The 21,953-nt window shown below is 72.3% G+C and carries 15 protein-coding genes; 3 read left to right on the top strand and 12 right to left on the bottom strand.

Annotation, left to right across the window (positions count from 1 at the left end; genetic code table 11):
* Positions 1–111 precede the first annotated feature (111 nt).
* The 3 genes from ACIBTX_RS22510 to ACIBTX_RS22500 form a co-directional block, all read right to left on the bottom strand.
* Positions 112–777 (bottom strand): hypothetical protein, encoded by a 666-nt coding sequence (locus ACIBTX_RS22510; RefSeq protein WP_357117597.1) that lies wholly within the window; start codon positions 775–777, stop codon positions 112–114.
* Positions 778–1,335: 558 nt separating this feature from the next.
* The gene (locus ACIBTX_RS22505) at positions 1,336–3,714 is read right to left on the bottom strand and encodes a discoidin domain-containing protein (RefSeq protein WP_363660448.1); all 2,379 of its coding nucleotides are present in this window, start codon (positions 3,712–3,714) and stop codon (positions 1,336–1,338) included.
* A gap of 151 nt (positions 3,715–3,865) precedes the next feature.
* Positions 3,866–4,453: a TetR/AcrR family transcriptional regulator gene (locus ACIBTX_RS22500; protein ID WP_363660422.1), complete on the bottom strand. Its 588-nt coding sequence runs from the start codon at positions 4,451–4,453 to the stop codon at positions 3,866–3,868.
* A gap of 117 nt (positions 4,454–4,570) precedes the next feature.
* Here ACIBTX_RS22500 and ACIBTX_RS22495 point away from each other — a divergent pair, with 117 nt between their 5' ends.
* Positions 4,571–5,770 (top strand): FAD-dependent monooxygenase, encoded by a 1,200-nt coding sequence (locus ACIBTX_RS22495; protein WP_357117588.1) that lies wholly within the window; start codon positions 4,571–4,573, stop codon positions 5,768–5,770.
* Positions 5,771–5,842: 72 nt separating this feature from the next.
* On the opposite strand, the gene ACIBTX_RS22490 is transcribed toward ACIBTX_RS22495, so the two are convergent.
* From ACIBTX_RS22490 to ACIBTX_RS22480, 3 genes are all read right to left on the bottom strand, one after another.
* On the bottom strand, positions 5,843–7,696 hold the full coding sequence (locus ACIBTX_RS22490) for an adenylyl cyclase (protein ID WP_357169509.1): 1,854 nt from the start codon (positions 7,694–7,696) through the stop codon (positions 5,843–5,845).
* A 234-nt stretch (positions 7,697–7,930) separates the two neighbouring features.
* Positions 7,931–8,605: a maleylpyruvate isomerase family mycothiol-dependent enzyme gene (locus tag ACIBTX_RS22485; protein ID WP_363660423.1), complete on the bottom strand. Its 675-nt coding sequence runs from the start codon at positions 8,603–8,605 to the stop codon at positions 7,931–7,933.
* Entirely contained in the window at positions 8,598–9,194 is a 597-nt protein-coding gene (locus ACIBTX_RS22480; RefSeq protein ID WP_363660424.1) for a DJ-1/PfpI family protein, read from the bottom strand. The genes ACIBTX_RS22485 and ACIBTX_RS22480 overlap by 8 nt, the downstream gene beginning before the upstream one ends.
* Positions 9,195–9,247: 53 nt before the next feature.
* Between ACIBTX_RS22480 and ACIBTX_RS22475 the strand changes: the two genes are divergently transcribed.
* Positions 9,248–10,189, top strand: a complete 942-nt coding sequence (locus tag ACIBTX_RS22475) for a helix-turn-helix domain-containing protein (protein ID WP_357169500.1) — start codon at positions 9,248–9,250, stop codon at positions 10,187–10,189.
* Positions 10,190–10,329: 140 nt separating this feature from the next.
* Here the strand turns inward: ACIBTX_RS22475 and ACIBTX_RS22470 are convergent, their stop codons facing one another.
* Positions 10,330–11,097 carry an alpha/beta fold hydrolase gene (locus tag ACIBTX_RS22470; protein WP_396832945.1) on the bottom strand — a complete coding sequence of 256 codons (768 nt, stop codon included), beginning with the start codon at positions 11,095–11,097 and terminating at the stop codon, positions 10,330–10,332.
* 110 nt (positions 11,098–11,207) lie between these two features.
* On the opposite strand from ACIBTX_RS22470, the gene ACIBTX_RS22465 reads away from it, so the two are divergent.
* Positions 11,208–14,249 carry a BTAD domain-containing putative transcriptional regulator gene (locus ACIBTX_RS22465; protein ID WP_396832944.1) on the top strand — a complete coding sequence of 1,014 codons (3,042 nt, stop codon included), beginning with the start codon at positions 11,208–11,210 and terminating at the stop codon, positions 14,247–14,249.
* Positions 14,250–14,268: 19 nt separating this feature from the next.
* Here the strand turns inward: ACIBTX_RS22465 and ACIBTX_RS22460 are convergent, their stop codons facing one another.
* The 5 genes from ACIBTX_RS22460 to ACIBTX_RS22440 all read right to left on the bottom strand — a co-directional run bounded on the left by ACIBTX_RS22460 (position 14,269) and on the right by ACIBTX_RS22440 (position 21,860).
* Complete coding sequence (locus tag ACIBTX_RS22460; protein WP_363660427.1) at positions 14,269–14,823, bottom strand: dihydrofolate reductase family protein; 555 nt, start codon at positions 14,821–14,823, stop codon at positions 14,269–14,271.
* Positions 14,824–14,896: 73 nt separating this feature from the next.
* Positions 14,897–15,463 carry a hypothetical protein gene (locus tag ACIBTX_RS22455; protein ID WP_363660428.1) on the bottom strand — a complete coding sequence of 189 codons (567 nt, stop codon included), beginning with the start codon at positions 15,461–15,463 and terminating at the stop codon, positions 14,897–14,899.
* Between the two features lie 17 nt (positions 15,464–15,480).
* Positions 15,481–17,316: a prolyl oligopeptidase family serine peptidase gene (locus tag ACIBTX_RS22450; protein WP_357117562.1), complete on the bottom strand. Its 1,836-nt coding sequence runs from the start codon at positions 17,314–17,316 to the stop codon at positions 15,481–15,483.
* The gene (locus ACIBTX_RS22445; RefSeq protein WP_357117559.1) at positions 17,317–19,095 is read right to left on the bottom strand and encodes an N-acetylglutaminylglutamine amidotransferase; all 1,779 of its coding nucleotides are present in this window, start codon (positions 19,093–19,095) and stop codon (positions 17,317–17,319) included.
* 98 nt (positions 19,096–19,193) lie between these two features.
* A complete protein-coding gene (locus tag ACIBTX_RS22440; protein WP_396833027.1) occupies positions 19,194–21,860 on the bottom strand; it encodes a glutamate--cysteine ligase in 2,667 nt (888 codons plus the stop codon).
* Between the last annotated feature and the right edge of the window lie 93 nt (positions 21,861–21,953).

Raw genomic sequence — 21,953 nt, 5'->3', positions numbered from 1 at the left:
ACCGCGACCACTGGGCCTTCTCCGGTGGTTAGGGCTACGTCGATGAGGGCGAATACCCGCACGACGCCTGCGCCCGCGAATTCCGAGAAAGGATTCCGGCGAGGCGCTCGCCTACGGCTCGGTAGACAGCTCGCCAGCCCTCTGCTGGCTGGCCCGAACATCGAGCGGTCGGGTCGGTGGCTGCACTTCAGCGCTGTGCGACGAGGACGACTGCAACGGCGATTGCGGAACTAGACCTACACCTGTTGGCTGCGGCGATGCGTATGCCGGAAAGCTGACGGGCGGCAGCGAGAGCTCTAACCGCGCGGCGGCCAAGAAGGCGTGTTCAGCTGTCCATACCTTCTTGATGCGCTCCTGCGCGATGTCGCCCACGCCGCTGCTCGCACGATCAGCGGCCAGTTGACGCGCTTGCTGGACTGCTTGAGCGAGCGCGTCCAAGGTCTCCTGAGACTGAGCGACGAGGCGCACCTTGGTCTTGGCGGCTTCCATTCGTTCTTTGTAATCGGTGCCTTCGTTATCAAATATCGGCATTAAGTGCCCCGGCGAGTACGCGTCCGGCACGGCGTCTATCTTGGCACTCGGGTTCAAGGCAAAGGCAATGTAGGAGCGAAAGGCTGACAGGAAGTCGTCGAAGGCGCTAAGCCGGATATCACGCCAATGGCGAAGGTGATCTCGATCCCAGTGTCTGCGTTGAGCCCGGGTGGAGAGGTAGCCGCCAAGGGCTACGGATAGCAGGGCCACAAGAGCGGTCAAGCCGTTCGCTAGAAGATCCACCATGCGTCACCTTCCGCCTACCTTGCGCTCAAAGCTATTCGCGGCGTCAAGCGCTGCGGGGCTCGTGCGGTGACCACCTGGCTGGAAAGATGGGCGGATGGGGTCGAGGCTGCGCATGCTCCACATCGACGGTCGGAGTTCACCTGGCACGCCGACATGCGGTCCGCATATGGCCCGGACGGTCGTCTTTACCGCTGCATAAGGCTTCGCGTGTGGGGTGCTGGAGAGACCGGGCGCGCCCTACAGGTCGACTTGGCCGAGCGGCCCACCGTTGCCTCTAACGGTAGGTACGTCCAGACGGACGTGCACGACAGAGGGGAGACGTATCCCTACCCGACAGCCGAGGATGTACGCGATCTTGTCCACTTCGCCCTCGGCGCTGGATGGACGCCGCAGGCGTTGGGGGGTGGGACGTTCAGAATCGCGCCACCGGCCGAACTTGAGCTACCGCGATTTGTCATCACCGAGCTTGTGTCAAACATCGACCAGCACCGTTAGATCCTGGGTGCTCGACGGGAGGGGCGGCCGCCGGTCGGCGTCCGGCGGCCGCCCCACGTCCGGTCAGCTCGCGTACACCTCCAGTGCCGCCAGCTGCCCGGCCGGCCAGCCGGTGTTACCGGTAACGGTGATCCGCACATAACGAGCCTGCGCGGCACTGAACGTCAGCGACACCGAGTTGCCCGTCGAAGGATCGAACGTCCGCCCCGCCGCCCCAACGAGCGTCCCGAAGCTCGAACCGTCCGTGCTGCCGGCAACGGCGACCGTCTGCGTCCGAGCACCCCAGGCCGACGACGGCGGCAGCTTCAGCACCACCCGTCCGACCGTGCGCGCAGCGCCCAGGTCGACCTGCACCCACTGGGGGAAGGCGTTGTTGGCGCTCTCCCAGTAGCTGTTGGCGTCGCCGTCGACCACGTTGCCCGAGCTGTAGCTCTGCACGTGGCTGCTCTCCGAGGTGGACCGGCCGCGGGCCAGGTCGGAGTTGGCGGCGGCGTCGGTGGTCACGGTGACGGCGTTCGACGCGGCAGAGGTGTTGCCGCCGGCATCGCGCGCCACGACCGTGAAGGTGTACGAGGTGGACGCTGCCAGGCCGCTCACGGTCGCCGTGGTGCCCGTGACCGTGGCGACGACCGTGCCGCCCTGGCGTACCTGGTAACCGGTCACCCCCTTGTCGTCGGTCGACGCCGTCCAGGCCAGGGACACGCTGCTCGACGTCTTAGCGGTCACCGCAAGATTGCTCGGGGCGGTCGGCGGGTTGTCCGTGGTGCTGCTGGATCCGTACACCTCGACCTTGGCGAGCTGGCCCGCCGGCCAGCCGGTGTTGCCGGCGATGCTCAGCCGGACGTGGCGGGCCGTGGTGGTCGTCAGCGTGCGGCTGACGGTGTTGCCGGTCGCCGGGTCGAAGGCGAACGCCGAGGCCCCGGCGATGGTCGAGAAGGAGCTGCCGTCGACGCTGCCCTGCACGGTGATGGTCTGGGTCCGCGCCTCCCAGCCGGCGGGGAGCCGCACCACGAGCCGGCTGACCTGCTGGCTGGCGCCCAGGTCGACCTGCCACCAGTGCGGGAACGAGCCGCCGCCGCTCTCCCAGTAGCTGCCGGCGTCGGAGTCCACCGCGTTCGCGGCCACGAAGGAGCCGTTCTGGCTGCTGGCTGAGGTGGACCGGCCGGCCGCGAGGTCGCCGGTGGTCGGGGGCGGGGTGCCGACCATGGGCGGGGTGGGTCGGGTGGCGGTGAGGGCGAGCTGTCCCTTGAGCATGCGGCCGCCGTCGGCGGTGATGCGCAGGTAGTAGTCGGCGGAGCAGGCCACGCCGTCCTCGTCCAGGGCGCGGATGTTCGCGCCGGCCGGGGTGGTCGCCTGTGTCTCGGAGGTCTTGGCGATCTGGTTGCCCTCGTTGTACTCGTCGAACATGGACACGTAGAGGCCCTGGGAGCCGAGCCGGACCATGTTGTAGATGTGTCGCCAGTAGAAGTCGCCGTGGCGGCGGTGCCCGCCGGCCAGGTCGCCGGGCATCACGCAGGGCAGGTAGTCGATGCCACGTGCCGCGCAGTCGGCCATGTCGCCGATGTTGACGTTGTTGTAGTACGAGTCGAGGCCTTCGAGGGTGTCGGTCCGGTAGACCATCCACGGCGAGATCGCGTTGAAGGCGTGGTAGACGTCGAGGAAGCCGGCGCGGGAATCCTCCCGACCCTCCCGCCACCAGGTGGGTACGCCGCCGATGACGTAGCAGCCTTGCGCCTTGAACCAGTTGATGACCTCCAGGCAGGGCCCGGGGGTAAAGGGGCGGCTGGATTCGCTGAAGCCGAAACCCCAGATGCAGACGACGGGCTTGCCGTTCTGGCGGGCGTACGCGCTGGACGCGGTGTGCGTCGACATCTTGTTCAGCCAGTCGGTCTTGATGTCCGTCTGCATGGTGAGCCAGTCGGTGACGTCGTACATGATGTAGAACTTGCGGTTGTAGCGCTCGGCCGCCGCGCGGACCTTGAGCGTCATGGCGTCGCGGGTCGGCCCCTCGTCGCCCGTCGGGTTGAAGCGTTGCAGGGCGGCGGTGTCGCAGCCGTACTCCTGCATCCAGCGGAAGTGGGTGTCCACGGTCTGCTGGTCGTAGGAGGAGAAGAGGGTGGCCGGCGAGCCGTTGCCGAGGTTCGGGTACGCGGTGGGGTAGCTGCGCGTGTACTCGCGCATGTCCGGCCAGGACACGATTGTGGTGTTGCTGGGCGACGGCGGCTGGAAGCGGTCGCGGCTCCAGTGCCACCAGCCGCCGATCGGCGCGGAGTCGCCGGGTGCGCTGAACCAGCCCTGGTAGCCGACGGTGACCTTGCCGACCACGTCGCCGGGAGGGCTGGCGGCCTGGGCGGGGCTGGCGAGGAGCTTCGTGGTGGAGGCGGCGGCGAGGGCGGAGCCCGCCAACACGGACGTGACGAACCTGCGGCGGGTTACCGCCATGACGACCACTCCTTCGGGACGGAAGGCATTGACGGCCATCGTGGCAGCATCGAATGCCACCCCGCAAGAGTACGACTGATCGATGAAATTTTGAGTCAGTCCGGCGGAAGGGTCGGAGGGCGCGCGACGGCGCGGCCACCCGGAGCCGGGTTCAGGGCTGCTCCGGCTGCGGTCGGAGCCCGTCCAGGATCACCGCGAGATAGGCCTCGGAGAGACTTTGTGAGGCGGACGCCGACCGCGCGATCGCGTAGGTCAACTCGTTGATCAGCACGGCGACGACAGCCACGTCGAGGTCGGTACGGATCACCCCCTCGTCGCGGGCCCTGGTGATCAGATCGAGTCCGACCCCGTCGAGGGCCGCCCGCTGCGCGGCGGTGGCGGGCAACTCCATCACCCCGAGCCGCTCGCCCATGACCCAGTGAGCGGACTGGAACGCCATCGCCTCGACCAGGAACCCGCGAAGAGCCTGCTCGGCGTCCGGCTCGGACAGCGCGGCCCGACCTCGTCGGATGAGCGGTTCGAGCAGGTCGGCCACGGCGGCGTCGACGAGCGCCTCCTTGCTGCCGAAGGTGCGAACGACGGTGGCGGCACCGACGCCCGCCCGCTGCGAGATCACGGTGACGGTGATGGCGTTGCCCCCCTCGGCGAGGAGCGCCTTGGTCGCCTCCAGCACGAGGTGGCGGTTGCGGACGGCGTCCGTCCTACGTCGAGGCACACCGCTCTCGGAAGGGGTTGACATCTGAAACGTCCATTCCATATCGTCAAGTGGAACGAGCATTTCACTTAGCCTACGAGACCCGCCCGGACGGCGCAAACCCGTCCGCGTACCCCTCCACAGCCCAGAGAGCAGGAGCCGATGAACCGGCGGATTCTCATCTCCGGCGCCAGTATCGCCGGGCCGGCCCTCGCGTTCTGGTTGGCCCGGTTCGGGTTCTCTCCCACCGTGGTCGAGCGTGCGCCCCGGCTGCGCGAGGGCGGCAACGGCGTCGACGTACGCGGGCAGGCCGTACACGTCGCCGAGCGGATGGGCATCCTGCCGCTGGTCCGCGCGGCGGCGGCGGACGTCGTCGGCCTGTCGTTCGTGGACGGGGCCAACCGGAGTGTGGCGCGCCTCGACCTGCGGGCCATCCAACGTCGAGCCGGCGACGCCGATGTCGAGATCATGCGGGGCGACCTTGCCGCGATCCTGCACGAGGCGACGAGGAACGACGTCGAGTACGTCTTCGACGACTCCATCCGACGGATGGACCAGGACGACGATGGAGTCACGGTCACCTTCGAGCGCGGGCCGACCCGGCGCTTCGACCTGGTGGTGGGCGCCGACGGCACCCACTCCACCGTGCGGCGTCTGGCCTTCGGCCCGGAGTCGGGATTCCTCACCTACCTGGGCCACCACTTCGCATTCGCCGAGGCCGACCCCGGGCTGGGCGAGAAGCGGTGGGTGACGCTCTACAACCTGCCGGGCCGGGCCGTCTCGATCTACCGCTCCGGCAACCATCCCGGCGCGAAGGTCCACTTCATGTTCCGCAGCAGGCCCCTGACGTACGACCACCGGGACGTCGAGCGGCAGAAGCGGTTGCTCACCGAGGCGTTCACGGATGTTCCGTGGCTCGTGCCGGAGCTGCTGGCGGGAGCGCTCGCCGATCCCGACTTCTACTTCGATTCGCTGAGCCAGGTGCGGATGCCGTCGTGGTCGTCGGGGCGGGTGGTGCTCGCCGGGGACGCCGCCCACTGCGCGTCACCGGCGGCGGGTGCCGGGGCGACGCTGTCGCTCGTCGGCGCCTACCGCCTCGCCGGAGAACTCTCGTCGGCCGCCGGGGATCATCGGGTCGCGTTTCACCGGTACGAGCAGGGCTATCGCAAGACGGTGGAGCGGCATCAGTCGAACCTGTTTCTCGGCCTGCTCGCCCCGAAAAGCCGCCCCGGCATCTGGGCGCGCAACACGATGGCCCGACTGCCGGTTCTTGGCGCGCTGGCGGGGGTGGAAGGTCGCCTACAGCCCCGGACCCCGGCGCTGCCGGACTACGGGCCGGCTGTGGGCTCGTCCCGGACCTGACAACGACCCTCGGCCTGCCGCGACGCACCGACGGGGACCGGAAGCGCCTCGGCTCCGGCCCCCGTCGGGACGCTACGAAGCCGGGTACTGCGCGAGGTAGACCGGCACGCCGACCTTCGTCATGTCGGCCGCGTCGCCGACGCCGTTGACGACGTGGTCGATCGTGCCGGCGCTCAGGTTGACGGTCATGATGTGGTGCAGCCGCACACCCGGCCGGTTCGGCACCTCGAACCCGTTCTCGGTGTGGATCGACGGGTTGTTCTGGTTGAACACGTACACCCCGCCGCCGTAGAGGTCGTGGTGGCGTACCCGGTCGCCGACCTTGTAGCCGGCGTAGCCCTCGACCGGGCCGTTCATCCAGTCGGCCTGCGTCGGCGGGTCGTACGGCAGCTCGTTCTGGTAGAGGACCGTGGTGCCGTGCTCGCCGTTCCAGACGGTGTTGTAGCGCTGGAAGTGCTCGACGAACAGCCCGGTGGCGGTCACGTGGTCGCCGTTGATGACCGCGCCGTACCGACCGGTGTTGGTGCGCCACCGGTCGGTGTCACCGTTGACGCCCTCGGTGAAGCCCTCGACGCCGTGGTCGCCGCGCCACACCCAGGTGTGGTCGATGAGCACGTTGTCGCTGTTGACCTCCAGCGCGGTGTTCGTCCGGCCGATGTGCGGGCCGCCGACCCGGAAGTACACGTCGGACAACGTGGTGGGGTTGGCCGCGCTGCTGGCGTCGTGGCCGTGCTGCCGGCCCACCCGCAGCAGCACCGGCGACTCGACCGTGCCGGCGTCGATCGTGACGCCCGCGACGATGACACCGGGCACTCCGGCGACGTCCAGCGGGACCGCGCCGTTCACGGCCGTGAGGGTGGCGTGGCCGATGCCGAGCACCACCGTGTTGGCCCGCCGGATCTCGATGCTGCGGGCGATGTCGTAGACGCCGGGGGTGAGCAGCAGGTGCTTGCCGCGCGCGAGCTGCGCGTTGATCAATCGGACCGGGTCGGACGGCTTCGCGATGAAGAAGTCGTCGATGCCGATGGTCCGTCCGGGGGTCATGCCGTTCGCCCACGAGATGCCCCGGCTGTCGCGCTGCGCCGCCGGCACCCGCACGTTGTAGTGGCCTTTGGCGTCCACGAACAGGTACGGCTTCTCCCGGCTTACCGGGGTCGTGTCGAGGGTGGTGTACGGCGGGTCGGGGAAGGTCGCGTCGTCCGGGGCGCCCTCGACGCCCGCGAACACCTGGTTCCACACCGCGTTGGACCACCCGGCGACCTCGCTGTTGCGGGTGAGCCACTGCTGCTGCGAGCCGTTGGTGGTGGCCGGCAGCCGGGAGTCGGCGATGAAGCCGCCGCTGGCGTACTGCGGGCCGGCCGTGCAGTAGTCCATCAGGGACAATCCGCCGCCGGTGATGTTGAGCCGGCGCATCGAGACCGCCTGGGACACCGCCCAGAAGTTCGCCGTCGAGCGGCAGCCGTCCTGGCCGGCGGCGTTGACGGTGAGCGAGAGGTTCGACAGGGTGCGCCAGAAGTTGACAAGCGCGAGGCAGTTGCCGGTGCCGCCGTCGGCGAGGCAACGGTTGTAGACCTCGATCTTGCCGTTGACGGCGACGTCGGTCGGGGACGCGCCGAGGCCGGCGACCTCGGTGTAGTAGCCGACCTTCGTCTGCAACGGCTGCTCGGCCGTGCCGTAGCTGCCCGGCGTGAAGAGGTACGCGTGCCGCTCGGTGCCCATCTCGTTGTCGACCTGGCGGGCGTGCGCGGCGTCGAGGGTCTGCTGGATCTCCCCGACCGGCATGGACGGGTCGAAGATGGTCACGTTCGGCCCGAAATCGGGTGCGCTGTGCGTCGGGCGGCCGGCGCTGGCCGCGGTGCCGCTCACGGTGACGGCGGCGGTCACCAGCAGGGCAAGGGTGAAGGTACGTCGGGACGGGCTCGTCATGTGGTTCGTCCTATCGACTGGGCGGACCATGGGCGCGCTCGACAGTGAGAGCGCTCTCTGACCCCGTTTCTACCCGCTCGACGCCCCGTACGCCATCGCCCCGGCCACCTCCCCCGCGATCTTGCACTTTGTGTCGACGATTCGCGCCCTTGGATGGGTTATGTCGCCACCGAAAGTGCAAGATCGCGGAGCGGGGCGGGGCGGGGGTGGGGTGGGGCGGAGGCCCGGTGGGGGTCAGCCCAGGGTCAGGGGGCGCAGGCCCAGGTGGTCCAGGGCGCGGCGGTCGTTGACGGTGGCGGGGGCGCGTCCGGTTGCCTTGCGGAGGAGGGTGATCGGGTCTCCGGTGGCGTCGACCGCGACCCGCCACTGTGGGCCGAAGAGCAGGCGCAGCAGGTGTTCGGTGGCGGCCGGGGTGAGCCACGGCTCGCGGGGTAGCGCGTCGGCGACGTCGAGGCCGTGCAGGACCACCTCGACCAGGCGGGTGGTCAGGAAGTCCGACAGCAGCATGGGGTCGCCGTGCCGGGTCCGGACCACCCGGTCGGCGGGCTCGTCGCGGCACACCTCGACCACGGTCCGCCCGGTGTCCGCGAGATCCCGCACGAGTGTCGCCGCGTCCGGGTCGGCCGCGCGGCGCTGCGCCGTCCGTACCCGCTCGTCGTTCGTGTCGTCGCTGAACCGCCCGTCCGCGCGGTAGTACTGCGCCGCCGTGGTCCCGGCCCGCCCGGGAGCGGGCGCGGCCACCATGTCCGGCACCCGCGAGAGTACGACGATGACGTGCCCCACCACGTCGCGTACCCGCCACGGGTCGCAGCGCGAAGGCCGCTCCCACTCCGGCGGCGGCACCTCGACCAGGGCACCGGTGAACGCGTCGATCTCGCGGCCCAGAACGGACAGGACATGGTCAGTCATCGTCCACCATTCTGCCACCGACGGATCCGGCCGCCCGCCGGTACTCGATCGTCGCGGCGACCCGGTCGGCGGTGGCGACGTCCACCTCGCGTTCCGTGATCCACAGGGCCAGGTCCAGCCCGGCGGAGAGCGCGCCCGCGGTGATGCGGTCCCCGTCGTCGACCACCCGCTCGTCGAGGACGGTGACCCCGTACGCCCGCAACTCCTCGTACGCGTTGCGGTTGGTGGTCGCTCGCCGTCCGGTGAGCAGCCCGGCGGCGGCGAGCAGGAGGCTGCCCGTGCACACCGACGCCAGCCAGCGCGTCGCGGGTGCCAGCGCGGCCAGTCGGGCAGGCAGCACCCCGTGCTGCGCCTGCGCCCACGACCCCGCGGCGGCCCGGTTCAGCCAACCCCCACCCGGTACGACGATGCCGTCGGCCGGCCCGAGCACCGTCGGCACGTGCAGGGTCACGCCCCGCATGCTGCGTACCGGCCCTGGCCGCTCGACCGCGACCAGCTCGACGGCGAATCCCGCCATCGCCAGCACCTCGAAGGGACCGAACACGTCAAGTTCGTCGAAGCCGTCGAAGACCACGATCTGTATCCGCACCCGGCCAGGATCTCGTCCGGCCGCCGGCTCTGACGAGTGGCATTCTTGCCACTGTGCACAAGCAATCCGCCACGCACCGGGTCGCCGTCCTCGCCCTGCCGCCCGTCGTCGCCTTCGACCTGACCATCGCGACACACGTCTTCGGACACGAGGGCCAGGGCCGGTACGCGACCACCATCTGCGCCCCGGATATCGGCGGGCTGCCGACCACCACGGCCGGCCTCGGCATGAGCGTCGAGGCCGACCTTGAGGCCCTGCGCGACGCGGACACCGTCATCGTGCCCGGCTTCCGGCGCGGACCCGCGCCGGCCCGAGCGCTCGACGCCCTGGTCGCCGCCTACGACCGGGGTGCCCGGGTGGCGTCGATCTGCACCGGCGCGTTCGCGCTGGCCCAGGCCGGGCTGCTCGACGGCCGGCGGGCCACCACCCACTGGGTCCACGCCGAGGCGCTGGCCCGGGAGCACCCCACGGTCACCGTCGACGCGAACGCGCTGTACGTCGACGAGGGACAGGTGCTGACCAGCGCAGGGCTGGCCGCCGGCCTCGACCTGTGCCTCTACCTGGTCGGCCGGGACCACGGCCAGGCGGCGGCCATCGAGCGCGCCCGGGTCATGGTCACTCCGCTGCACCGGGCCGGCGGGCAGGCGCAGTTCATTCCGCTGCAACCCACCGACGACACCGCCCTGGCCGTGGTCACCGAATGGGCGACCGCCCACCTGCACCTGCCGCTGACCGTCGCGGACCTGGCCCGACGCGGCCACCAGTCCACCCGTACGCTGCACCGCGCCTTCCGGCACCGCTTCGGCATGAGCCCGCAGGCGTGGCTCACGCAGCAGCGCCTACGCGCCGCGTGTGGCCTGCTCGAAGACGGCACGGTCACCGTCGACGAGGTCGCCCGCCGAACCGGCCTGGGCACCGCCACCAACCTGCGGGCCCACTTCCGCCGCGCCTTCGCCGCCACCCCCACCGCCTACCGCCGAGCCTTCAACCCCTGACCCCACCCACCCCTCCCGCCCCCGCCCCCGCCCCGCCGATCATGTAGTTGTGGTGGTGCACAAAAGGGACTTTGATGGCTAAGATGGCCACCACAAGTCCATGATCGACGCCGCAGAGCCCGGGCTGCGGGGCGGGTGGGTCACCGGGCCGGCACCGGGTCGTCGAGGAACTCGTCGATCATGGGGGCCAGCCAGTCGGCGCGGTGCGGGATCGTGGTGTGGGTGGTGCCGGGGAGGATGGCCAGGCGGCAGGACGGTAGGCCGGTCAGGTCGCCGGGCACCGCGCCGCCGAGCAGCCGGAACATCCGTACCGCGTGTTCGGGCTGGACGATGTCCGCGTCGGCCAGCACGAGCATGGCGGGTACGGCCAGGGCCGCGATCTGCTCGGGCGTCCACCGGGGCAGGTTCGCGTCCAGCACCTTCATCTTGGTGACCAGGTTGGCCCAGCCGGCCGGGTCCGGTGCGGTCCGCAGGTACTCGTCGTGGAACTCCGAACCGTGCAGGTGCTCCGGTTGCAGATCCTGGATGCCGTCGAGCAGCCCGGGGTGCAGGCCCGCGTCGTCGAAGCTCACCGAGGCGAGCACCAGCCGCCCCACCCGGTCGGCGTGGTGGGTGCCGAGGCGCAGCGCCACCGCCGCGCCCATGCTCCACCCGTACACGTCGGCCCGGTCGACGCCGAGGCGGTCGAGCAGCTCGACCACGTCGGCGGCGAAGTGCTCGACGGTCAGTGGACGGTCGACGTCCGGGGTGTGGCCGTGCGCCTGCAACTCCACGGCGATCACCCGCCGGGACCGGGCGAGCAGCGGCAGGATCGTGCCGAACGAGGTGCCGATGCCGGAGAGCGCGCCGTGGATGAGCAGCAGTGGCCGGCCCTCGCCGGTGCCGTGGGTCTCGTGGTAGATGTCCATGCCCACACGGTGCGCCGGCCCGCTTACGGTCCGCTTCAGGTCGGCTTACCGGCGTTCGGAACTGTGCCGAACCCTTCGGTCCGACCGGGGACGTCGATACAGGCCATAAGATGACCGCCGTGCAGTTCGGGGTGCTCGGGCCGCTCGCCGTCACCACGGACGCCGGCGAGCCGGTGGTGGTGCCCGGCGCCAAGGTCCGCGTCCTCCTGGCCGACCTGCTCACCAACCGCAACCAGGTCGTCTCCGCCGACCGGCTCATCGACGACCTGTGGGGTGACGACTCCCCCGCCAACCCCACCGGGGCGCTCCAGGTGCGGGTGTCGCAGCTGCGCAAGGCGCTCAACGACGCCGAGCCGGGTGCCCGCGACCTGGTCGAGTCCCGCGCGCCCGGCTACCTGTTGCGGGCCGGGACGGTCGACGCTGACCGGTTCGCCGAACTGGCCCGGCACACCGACGTCGGCCGGCTGACCGAGGCGCTGGCGTTGTGGCGGGGCGAGGCGTACGCCGACGTGGCCGACGCCGAGTTCGTCCGCGCCGAGGCGACCCGACTCGCCGAGCAGCGTCTCGCCGTGCACGAGCGGTTGGCCGAGGCGCGGGTGGCCCGGGGCGAGCACGACCTGGCCGCCGCCGACCTGGCCGAGCTGGTGGCCCGCAATCCCCTGCACGAGGGGCTGCGGGCGGTGCAGCTCCGCGCGCTGTACGCGGCCGGTCGCCAGTCCGAGGCGCTGGACAGCTACGCCGAGCTGCGGGACCGGCTCGCCGACGAGCTGGGCCTCGACCCGAGCCCCGAACTGGTCGCCCTGCACCGCCGCATCCTCGAACAGGACGCCGGTCTGAGCGCGCCGCCGAAGGCCGCGATCATCCGCAACAGCCTGCCGGCGCAGCTCGACGAGCTGGTCGGCCGGGCCGAGGCGTTGACCGAGCTGCGAGCCCTGTTGCCCGGGCAGCGCCTGGTCACGCTGGTCGGGCCGGGTGGTGTCGGCAAGACCCGGCTGGCCACCGAGGCCGCCCGTACCCAGTCTCCGCCGGACGGCGTGCTGCTGGTCGAGCTGGCGCCGCTGCCGGCGGGCGACCCGGGCGTCGCCGAGCAGGTGCTCGGCGCGCTGGACGTTCGCGAGGCCGCCGGCGCCAGCCGGTCCCCCACCGACCGGCTCGTCACGGCGCTGCGCCAACGGCACCTGCTGCTGGTGCTGGACAACTGCGAACACGTCGTCGAGCCGGTCGCCGCGCTGGTCGCCCGGCTGCTGCGCGACGCGCCCGGCGTGCACGTGCTCGCCACCAGCCGGGAGCCGCTCGGTCTGACCGGCGAACTGCTCTGGGACGTACCCCCGTTGTCGTTGCCGCCGTCGGACGGTGACCCGGACGCGGTCCGGCGCTCGGCGGCGGCCCGGTTGTTCGCCGCCCGCGCCGCCGCCCAGCAGCGCGGTTTCCGCCTCGACGAGCGCACCGCGCCGGCCGTCGCCCAGCTCTGCCGTCGTCTGGACGGTCTGCCGCTGGCCCTGGAGCTGGCCGCGACCCGGGTGCGCGCGCTGGGTGTGCAGGGCGTGGTGGAACGCCTCGACGACCGGTTCCGGCTGCTCAGCACCCCGCAACGCGACGTGCCGCCGCGCCAGCGGACGCTGACCGCGGTGATCGGTTGGAGTTGGGACCTGCTCGACGAGACCGACCGGCAGGTGCTCGCCCGGCTCGCGGTGTTCCGCGACGGCTGCACGCCGGAGGCCGCCGAGCTGGTCTGCCGCACCGACCTGGACGCCCTCGCCCGGCTGGTGGACCGGTCGCTGGTGGTGTTGGACGACGCACCGGACGGGCCGCGGTACCGGCTGCTCGAATCGGTCGCCGCGTTCTGCCTGGAGCGTTTGGACGACGCCGACGAGGTCCGGACGCGGCACGCCGGCTACTACACCGAGCTGGCCGAGCGGGCCGACCCGGAGTTGCGCGGGCCCGAGCAGCGGCGGTGGCTGGCGCTGCTGGACGCCGAGACGGCGAACCAGCGCGCCGCGCTGGCCCACGGGGGCGGGTTGCGACTGGCGGTCGCGCTGAGCTGGTACTGGTATCTGCGCGGCCGGCTCACCGAGGCGTGTCGGGCCCTGGCCGTCAGCGGCGACCCGGAACAGGAGCGCAGAGCGGCCCCCTGGCGGGTCGGGTTCGCGCTGCTGCGGGGCGCGGCGGTCGCGCCGGCCGACGTCCGGGCGGCGGTCGCCGGCGACCCCGGCGGCCGGGGCGCGTGGTTCGCGGCGAACACGCTGATCGAGCACAGTGATCTCGCACTGGCCGTGGAGCTGATGCCGGCGGACGTCGACACGTGGACCGAGGCGGCCGTGCTCGCCTCGCAAGCCAAGATCGCGCACGTCGCGGGCGACCAGGCGACCCTGGAGCGGACGGCGACCCGCAGCGCGACGCTCTTCGCCGAGATCGGCGACCGGTGGGGCCGGCTCCAGGCCACCGAGTGGGTGGGCGGGCTCGCCGAGATGCGCGGCGACCACGAACGCGCCGCCGCGCTGCACACCGAGGGGCTGCGCTGGGCCGAGGAGTTGCGGCTGTGGCCGCAGGTGTGCACCGAACTGTCCTGGCTGGCCTGGTTGGCCGTGCAGACCCGGGACTATTCGCAGGCCCGGGAGCTGGCCGAACGCGCGTACCACCTGGCGGTGCAGCAGGACGCCCCGGGCGCGCTGGTCTTCGCGGAGCTGAGCCTCGGGTTGGCCGCCCGCCGCGACGGCAAGCTCGACCTGGCCGTCACCCACCTCGGCAACCTCGCCGAGCGGGGGCGCGCGGAGGCGCAGACCGCGCTGTACCTGCCACCGGTCCTGGTCGAGCTGGGGCACGCGATCGAGCAGGGTGGCGACCCGGACGCCGCGCTGGCCCTGCACGTCGAGGCGTTCGAGGCCGCCGAGGCGATGGCCGCGCCCCGGGACGCGATCTTCGCGCTGGAGGGGATGGCGTCGGCGGTACGCGTGCCGGAGGTCGCGGCCCGGCTGCTCGGCGCGGCGACGGCCGCCCGCCTGGCCACCCGGTCGCCGTGCGCGCCGGCCGAACGTGACGAGGTCGACCGGGTGACCGCGCGGGTCCGGGCCGCCCTCGGGCCGGACCGCTTCGACGCGCTGGTCGACGAGGGCACGAAGCTGAGCCCGGGCGAGGCCCGGGCCCAGCTCTGAAGCGACCGTCGGGGGACGGTCAGGCGGCGCTCTTCGGCCGGTACGTCGCGACGATCACGCCGCTCTTGTGCACCCGGGTGTCGACCAGGTCGAACGACGCCGTGAAGTCGCTCAGCGGCGTCGTCACGCTGGACGCGCCCTGCAACACGGGGTGGATCCAGAAGCGGACCTCGTCCACCAGGCCCGCGTCGACGAGCTGGGCGGTGACCGAGCCGAAGCCGTACTGGATGATGTTCCTGCCGTCCTGGGCCTTGAGCGTGCGGACCGCCTCGACCAGGTCGCCCTGGAGCACCTCCGTGTTGTTCCAGGTGGGGTCGGTGAGGGTGGTCGAGGCGACGTACTTCTTGACGTTGTTGAAGTAGGCCGCGCCGGTGGTCGGGTCGCTCTCGTCCTGCTGCGGCCAGGCGACGGACATGCCGTCGTAGGTGGCCCGGCCCATCAGCATCGCGTCGGCGGCGTCGGTCAGCTCGCCGGCGAGGCCCCTGGCCTCCTCGTCGAAGTACGGCGCGGTCCACATCGGGTTCTCGATGACGCCGTCGAGGGTGATGTAGGTCGAGTTGACGAGCTTGCGCATCGGTATCTCCTGGGTGTCGGTCGTGTTCTCCGGTGACACCCAGGACACTGCCCGGCCCCGCTTACGATTCGCTTCAGGTGCCCTTGCCAGGGTCCGAAAGCGGGTCGACCAGCGGCTCGACCAGCGGGATCGGCAGCGCCTGCGCGGCTGCCGTGCCGCCGCCGGCAGAATGCTCCGGCGCGGGCCGGTCGTCGACGCGGCTGTGCAGGCGTCCACGCCCGGCCGGCCCGGGGCGTCGGGTGACCTCGACGGTCACCATCGCCACCGGTGGTGGCGGGACGGTGAACCGGCCGACGCCCCAGCGCACCCAGATGGGGATGCGCCCGGCGTCCGCCTCCGCGGTCAGCTTCTGGACCGTCCGGGCCCGGTCGGTGTGGTCGACCTCCACCACCACCGGCGGCCCGTCCGGGCGGGCGCACGCCACGTCGAGGACCGAGTGCCGCTGCTGCATCGGCGGCGGCAACGGCAGCACGCTGGGCGCCCGCCGGTAGACCCGCCAGCCCTGCGCGCTGGCCCACCGCACCACCGCGTCGATCACCCGCGCCGTGACCTCGTCCGTGTCCAGGTCGACGAAGGTCAGCTCGGCGAGGGACCGGCCCAGGTCGGCGGCCAGCCGCTCACCCTGCGCCGTGACGTCCACCGGCGCAGGATAACGCCTCAGCCGAGGGTGATCACCGTCGTGGCGAGGTGCCGGTTCAGCCAGGAGGTGGTGGCCGTACGCGCCGCCTCGGCGTTGTCGCGGGCCAGGAAGTCGTGCCCCTCACCCGCGAGCACGAGGTGCCCGTGCGGCACGTCCCGGGCGGCGAGCGCCCGCGCCACCTGCGCCGACTCCCCGGCCGGCACGTTGGTGTCGTTCGCGCCGTGGATGAGCAGCACCGGCACGTCGAGCTGGTCGATACGGGTCATCGGCGACAGGTCGCGCAGCAGCTCTGCGTCGCGCGCCGGATCGCCGTACTTGCTGACGGCGGCGGCGGCGATCCACGGCTCGGTGCCGGCGTAGAAGGTGCGGAAGTCGGAGATGCCGCACTCGGCCACACCCGCGGCGAACAGGCCGGGGAAGTTCACCAGCACCGCGAGTACCAGGTAGCCGCCGTAGGAGCGGCCCAGGCAGCCCAGGTGGCCCGGGATCGCGACACCGCTGTCGACGAGGTGCTCGGCGCACGCCGCCACGTCGGCGATGGCGCCGTACCGGCCGGCGAGGTTGTCGGCGGTGACGAAGGAACGGCCGAAGCCGGACGAGCCGCGCACGTTCGGCGCGAACACCGCGACGCCCTGCGCCACCAGGGCCTGGAACAGCGGGTTGTAGCCGGGACGCTCCTGCGCCTCCGGGCCGCCGTGCAGGCTGATCGCCGTCGGCCAGGGGCCCGGACCGGCCGGGCGGTAGAGCCAACCGGACAGCGGCAACCCGTCGTGGGCACGCAGGTCGACCAACTGCGGCGCGACACCCGGGCCACCCGTACGCGCGGCGTCGGTGTCCGGCCGCAGCGCGCGCGGATCGCCCGTCGCCGGGTCGACCAGCCACACCTCACGGGGCTGCACCGGTCCCTGCGCGGTGAGGCAGAGCAGGTCACCGCCGGCCGCGAAGACCGCGTCGCCGAGCACCTCGCCGGGGGCGGTCACCGCCCGTTGGACGCCGCTGGTCAGGTCGAACAGGCTCAGCTCGCTGCGCCCGCCGTAGGTGTTCCACAGCAGCGCGGCCCGCTCCCGCCGGGTGTCGAGCGCGACGTGCTCCAGCTCCGCGTCCGGCCGCGCCGCGACGCGCGTCGGGGCCGACGTCGGTCGCGCGAGGTCGACGCGCACCAGCGCCGCCAGCTCCGAGAACGCGTCGGTACGCGCCAGCACGCTCGTCCCGTCGGGGCCGAACCAGCCCTGGTCGGTGCTGCCCCGGCCGGTGTCCGGCAGCAGGCGTACCCGGTCGCCGGTGGTCACGTTGAGCAGTTCCAGCCAGCGGGCGTTACGGGGGCCACGCCGCAGCAGGGCGGACCCGCCGTCGTCGGTGACGTCCAGGAGGGTGAGCAGGTCGTCCTCGGCGAGCACCCGCCGGTGCCCGGTCTCGGCGTCGATGAGCACGGCGGCGCTCCGCTCGGCGCTCTCGGTGACCGCCATCAGCGCGCCGCCGGGCAGCCACCGGGACAGGCTCGCGCTGCGGCGGCCGAAGCCGGCGACCTGGCGGAGTCCCGTACCGTCCGGGCGCAGCACCCACAGCTCGGTGCGGGGCGCGCCGCCGGGCGCGACGACGCAGGCCAGCCACTGCCCGTCCGAGGACCAGCTCACCGAGAGGACCGGCTCGTCACCGCCGGGCAGCGCGACGGCCTCGACGGCGTCCACGTCCCGGACCCAGACGGCCGGGGTGCCCGCCCGGTCGGACACGTACGCCACCCGCCGGCCGTCCGGCGACGGCGCGGGCGCGAAATCCTCGCCGGGAGGCGGGGTCACCGCCGGCCGGTGCCGCGCGGGGCGGGTCCGGTGCGGCGCCTCGGTCCGTACGCTCATCTAAACCCCGATCCGCTGCAACCAGAGCTCCAGCAGCCCGAGCTGCCAGAGCGCGTTGGAACCCAACGTGGTCCGCTGGGCGTTCGGCGTGTCCAGCAACTCCTCCAGGTAGTCCTTGCGGAACAGGCCGCGCTCGCGCGCCGGGCGCGCGGTCAGCGCGTCCCGGACGTCGTCCAGCAGCGGGCCGGAGAGGTGCCGGATCGCCGGCACCGGGAAGTAGCCCTTGGGCCGGTCGATCACCTCGTCGGGGACGATGCCCCGGCTCGCGGCCTTCAGCACGCCCTTGCCGCCCAGGGCCAGCTTGAGCGCCGGTGGGCAGGCGGCGGCCAGCTCGACGACCTCGTGGTCGAGGAACGGCACGCGGGCCTCCAGCCCCCACGCCATCGTCATGTTGTCGACCCGCTTGACCGGGTCGTCGACAAGCATCACCAGGCTGTCCTGGCGCAGCGCCGCGTCGAGCGCGGTGTCCGCGCCCGGCGCGCCGAAGTGGGCGGTGACGAACTCCAGGCTCGCGTCGTGGTCGAGCATCCACTCGGGCGCCAGGTGGCCGGCCAGCGCGTCGTGGCGACGATCGAAGAACACCCGGGCGTACGCCTCGACGGCGTCCTCGCGGGAGACGTTGGCCATCGGCGGATACCAGTCGTAGCCGGCGAAGATCTCGTCCGCGCCCTGGCCCGACTGGACCACGGTGATCCGCTTCGAGACCTCCTCGGAGAGCAGGTGGAACGCCACGCAGTCGTGGCTGACCATCGGCTCGCTCATCGCGGCGATGGCGTCGTGCACGGCCGGCACGAAGCGGGCGGCGTCGATGCGGATCTGCTGGTGGTCGGTGTCGAAGTGGCGGGCGATCAGGTCGGAGTAGTCGAACTCGTCGCCGGTCTCCCCCGCCGCCGCCTCGAAGCCGATGCTGAAGGTGGCCAGTCCGGTCTGGCCCTGTTCGGCGAGCAGGGCGACGATCAGGCTGGAGTCGAGCCCCCCGGAGAGCAGCACGCCGACCGGCACGTCGGCGACCATCCGCCGCCGTACGGCGGTCCGCAACGCCGCCATGATCCGTTCCTGCCACTCCTCGGCGGACATGGCCGGCGCGGCGGCGCGGTTGAACTCGGGCTGCCAGTAGACGGTGTCGGTGCTGCGGCCGTCGGCGGTGATCACCCGTACGGTGGCGGGCGGGAGTTTGCGGACGCCGGCCAGGATGGTGCGCGGCGGCGGCACCACCGAGTGGAAGCTCATGTAGTGGTGCAGCGCCACCGGGTCCAGGTCGGTGTCCACGTCACCGGCGGCGAGCAGCGCCGGCAGCGTCGACGCGAAGCGGATGCGGCCCGGCGTCTCGGCCAGGTAGAGGGGTTTGATGCCGAGCCGGTCGCGGGCCAGCACGAGGGTGTGCGTGGCCAGCTCGACCAGGGCGAACGCGAACATCCCGAACAGCCGCTCGACGCACGCCGTCCCCCACCGGTGGTACGCCTTGAGGATCACCTCGGTGTCCGAGGTGGACCGGAAGGAGTAGCCGGCGGCGGTCAGCTCGTCGCGCAGCTCCCGGTAGTTGTAGATGCAGCCGTTGAAGACCAGGGCGAGGCCCAGCTCAGCATCGACCATCGGCTGGGCGCCGGTGTCGGACAGGTCGATGATGCGCAGCCGGCGGTGCACCAGCGCCGCCGGACCGTGCTGCCACCGCCCCTCACCGTCCGGGCCGCGGGACGACAGGACGGGGAGCATCCGCTCCAGGGCCGCCAGGTCCGGTGACGCCCCGTCGAGGCGGAACTCGCCTCCGATACCGCACATGGCACACACCTCTCATCGGCTCGGTCCGCTCGGGCCGCTGACCGGTCCAGGCTTGGTGGGCCCGGTTGCGTCCCGATGACATCCGCATCAAGCGTGGGTTACACCGAGGGCTCTCCGGCTCCGCCGAGCAGCCAGGTGTCCTTCGACCCACCTCCCCGCGACGAGTTGACGATCATGCTGCCGGCCGGCGCGACCCGGGTCAGGGCCACCGGCGCCACCTCCGCAGTCTCGCCGAGGAACACGAAGGCCCGCAGGTCAACGTGGCGAGGCGCGAGCGCCGTACCGTCGAAGACCGGGTGGGTGGTGAGCGTGACCATCTCCTGGGCGATCCACCGGTGTGGGGCGGCGAGGATCTGCTCCCGGACGGCGTCCAGCTCCTCGGCCTCGGCGCGCGGGCCGATCACCACCCGGTCGCCGCCGTACCCGTCGACCGGCTTGAGCACCAGCTCGCCGAGCCGGCCCAGCACCTCGGCGCGCTGCTCGGGCACCCCGCACAGGTACGTCGGCACGTCGCCGAGCAGCGCCTTCTCCCCGAGGTAGTACTCGATCAGCCGGGGCACGTACGCGTACAGCGCCTTGTCGTCCCCGACGCCGTTGCCGAGCGCGTTGGCCAGCGTGAGCCGCCCGGCGTGCACCGCCGCGAGCAGCGGCCAGCCCAGCGGCACCCCGTCCGCGCCCGGGGCGTGCAGCAGGGCCTCCTCGTCCATCCGCAGGTAGATCACGTCCACCGGGCTGCGGTGGCCCTCGGTGACCATGTGCACCCGGCCGTCCTGGACCAGCAGGTCACCGCTCTCGGTCAGCGGCACGCCCATTTCGTCGGCGAGCAGCCGGTGCTCGAACCAGGCCGGGTCACCCGGGCCGCTGCTGAGCACCACCACGGCGGGGTCGTCGGCGGCGGCCGGCGCGGCGGCGACCAGCGCCCGGCGCAGCATCGCCGGCGTCTCGTCGGCGGGCAGCAGGTCGGCGGGCACCGGCAGCTCGGGCAGCACCGCCTGGGTGAGCCGGCGGTTCTGCACGGCGTAGCCGATGCCCGAGGGCACCCGCAGGTTGTCCTCCAGTACGTACCAGCCGCCGTCGGGGTCGCGCACGAGATCAGTTCCGGACACCTGGGCGCGCGTGCCGTGTCGGCCCATGAGCGCGCCGGTCGGGCGCAGCCCCGGCGAGGACTCCACCACCCAGGCCGGTACGACACCGTCGGCCACCACCGCCCGGTCGGCGTAGACGTCGCGCAGGAACGCGTCGAGCGCGCGGGCGCGCTGCACCAGGCCGGCGCGCAGCGTCCGCCAGTCGTCGGCGGGCACCACCCGGGGCACCAGGTCCACCGGGAAGAGGCGGGTGCTGGCCTCGCCGGCCACGCTGAAGGTCACGCCCCGGGCGCGTTGCTCCTCGTCCCGGTCGTGCTCGCGGTGGCGCAGGCCGACGGCCCCGAGGGCGCGCAGGGCGGTGAGCAGCGGACGGTACGCGGGTGTCGGCCCGGCCGGGCCGAAGACCTCGTCGCCGGCGTCCGCGTACGTGGACAGCGCGGGCGGGGGCGTCGCACCGGGCAGGGGGGCGCGCACCCGACCCCGGGTCTCGTCGAGCAGCAGGTCGACCACGTCGGCCAGCCGGCCCCGCCGCTCGTAGGCCCGTCGCTGTCGGGCGGCGGAACTGCCCCGGTCGATGGCGTACCGGGTCAGCTCGCGGACCTGCTCCCAGTCGCCGGTCGCCTCCAACTGGGGGCGCAGGTCGGCCACGAGGCGGCGGACCGCCTCGGCGGCGGGCACCGGCCGCGCCGAGCGGGGCAGGTCGAGCAGGTCGCCTTCGAGGCCGGAGCGGGCGGCCCGCCACACGGCGGCGCGCAGCACCGGCGGCCGGACGGCGGTGCGCTCGACACCGGCGCGCAGGGCGGCCACCTCCCGCCGCACGAGCGCCCGGAACAGGCCGGTGAGCAGGACGATCGTCTCGACGTCGGCGTTGGCGTCGGTGATGCGCAGCTCGACGGTGGGCACGTGCGCCGACGGCCGGACGTCGAAGTAGATCATGGCGGGGTCGGTGATGGTCTCGGACGAGATCAGCTCGGCGACCAGGGCCTCGTGGTCGGCCGCGCTGGTCACCTCGCCCGGGTCGCCGGCCGTGGGCCAGCGCTGCCAGACCAGCGAGCGGACGCTGGCGTAGCCGCTGTCCTGGCCCATCCAGTACGGCGAGCTGGTAGAGAGGGCGAGCAGCACCGGCAGCCACGGCTGGACGCGACGGGTGACGGCCACCGCCAGGTCCCGGTCGGAGACGCCCACGTGCACCTGCGCGCCGCAGATCAACTGCTCGCGGGCGAGCAACTGGTACTCGTCGACCATCCGCCGGTACCGCGAGGTGGGGGTGACGCTCGGGTCGCCGTCGGCGCGCAGCGGCACCGTACCGGCCGCCACGATGCCCAGCCCGGCCCGGTCGGCGACCTGGATCGCCGACTGCCGCAGCCGGGTCAGCTCGGCGCGGATCTCGTCCAGGGTGCGACAGACGGCGGTGTTGGTCTCCACCACGCTGCGGTGCAGTTCGGCGGTGAACGACGTGGCCGGCAGCCGGTCGAGCAGTTCGCCGGCCCGGGGCACCAGCTCCCGGGTGTGCAGGTCGACGACGTGGAACTCCTCCTCCACGCCGAGGGTGGCGAGGTCCGCCGGGTCGTCGTGACCCGGTGGGGCCGGAGCCGGACGGGACGCGGGCACGGCTCGTCCGTTGCCGGACCGGCCCACCGGCCCGTCGAACGTTGCCGCGTTCGTGGTGTTGTCGACCATGGTCACCCCGGTTCGCGTGTCGGTGGTCTCGACTGTCCGACGAGCGTTCCCAGGCTTGGTACCGAGGGTGTTTCCGGCACGTTAAGGTGACGC

Source organism: Micromonospora sp. NPDC049359, from assembly GCF_044466585.1.
Taxonomy (GTDB): Bacteria; Actinomycetota; Actinomycetes; order Mycobacteriales; family Micromonosporaceae; genus Micromonospora.
Note: the sequence above shows the minus strand (reverse complement) of the source record. Positions and strands in the feature narration are given on the sequence as shown.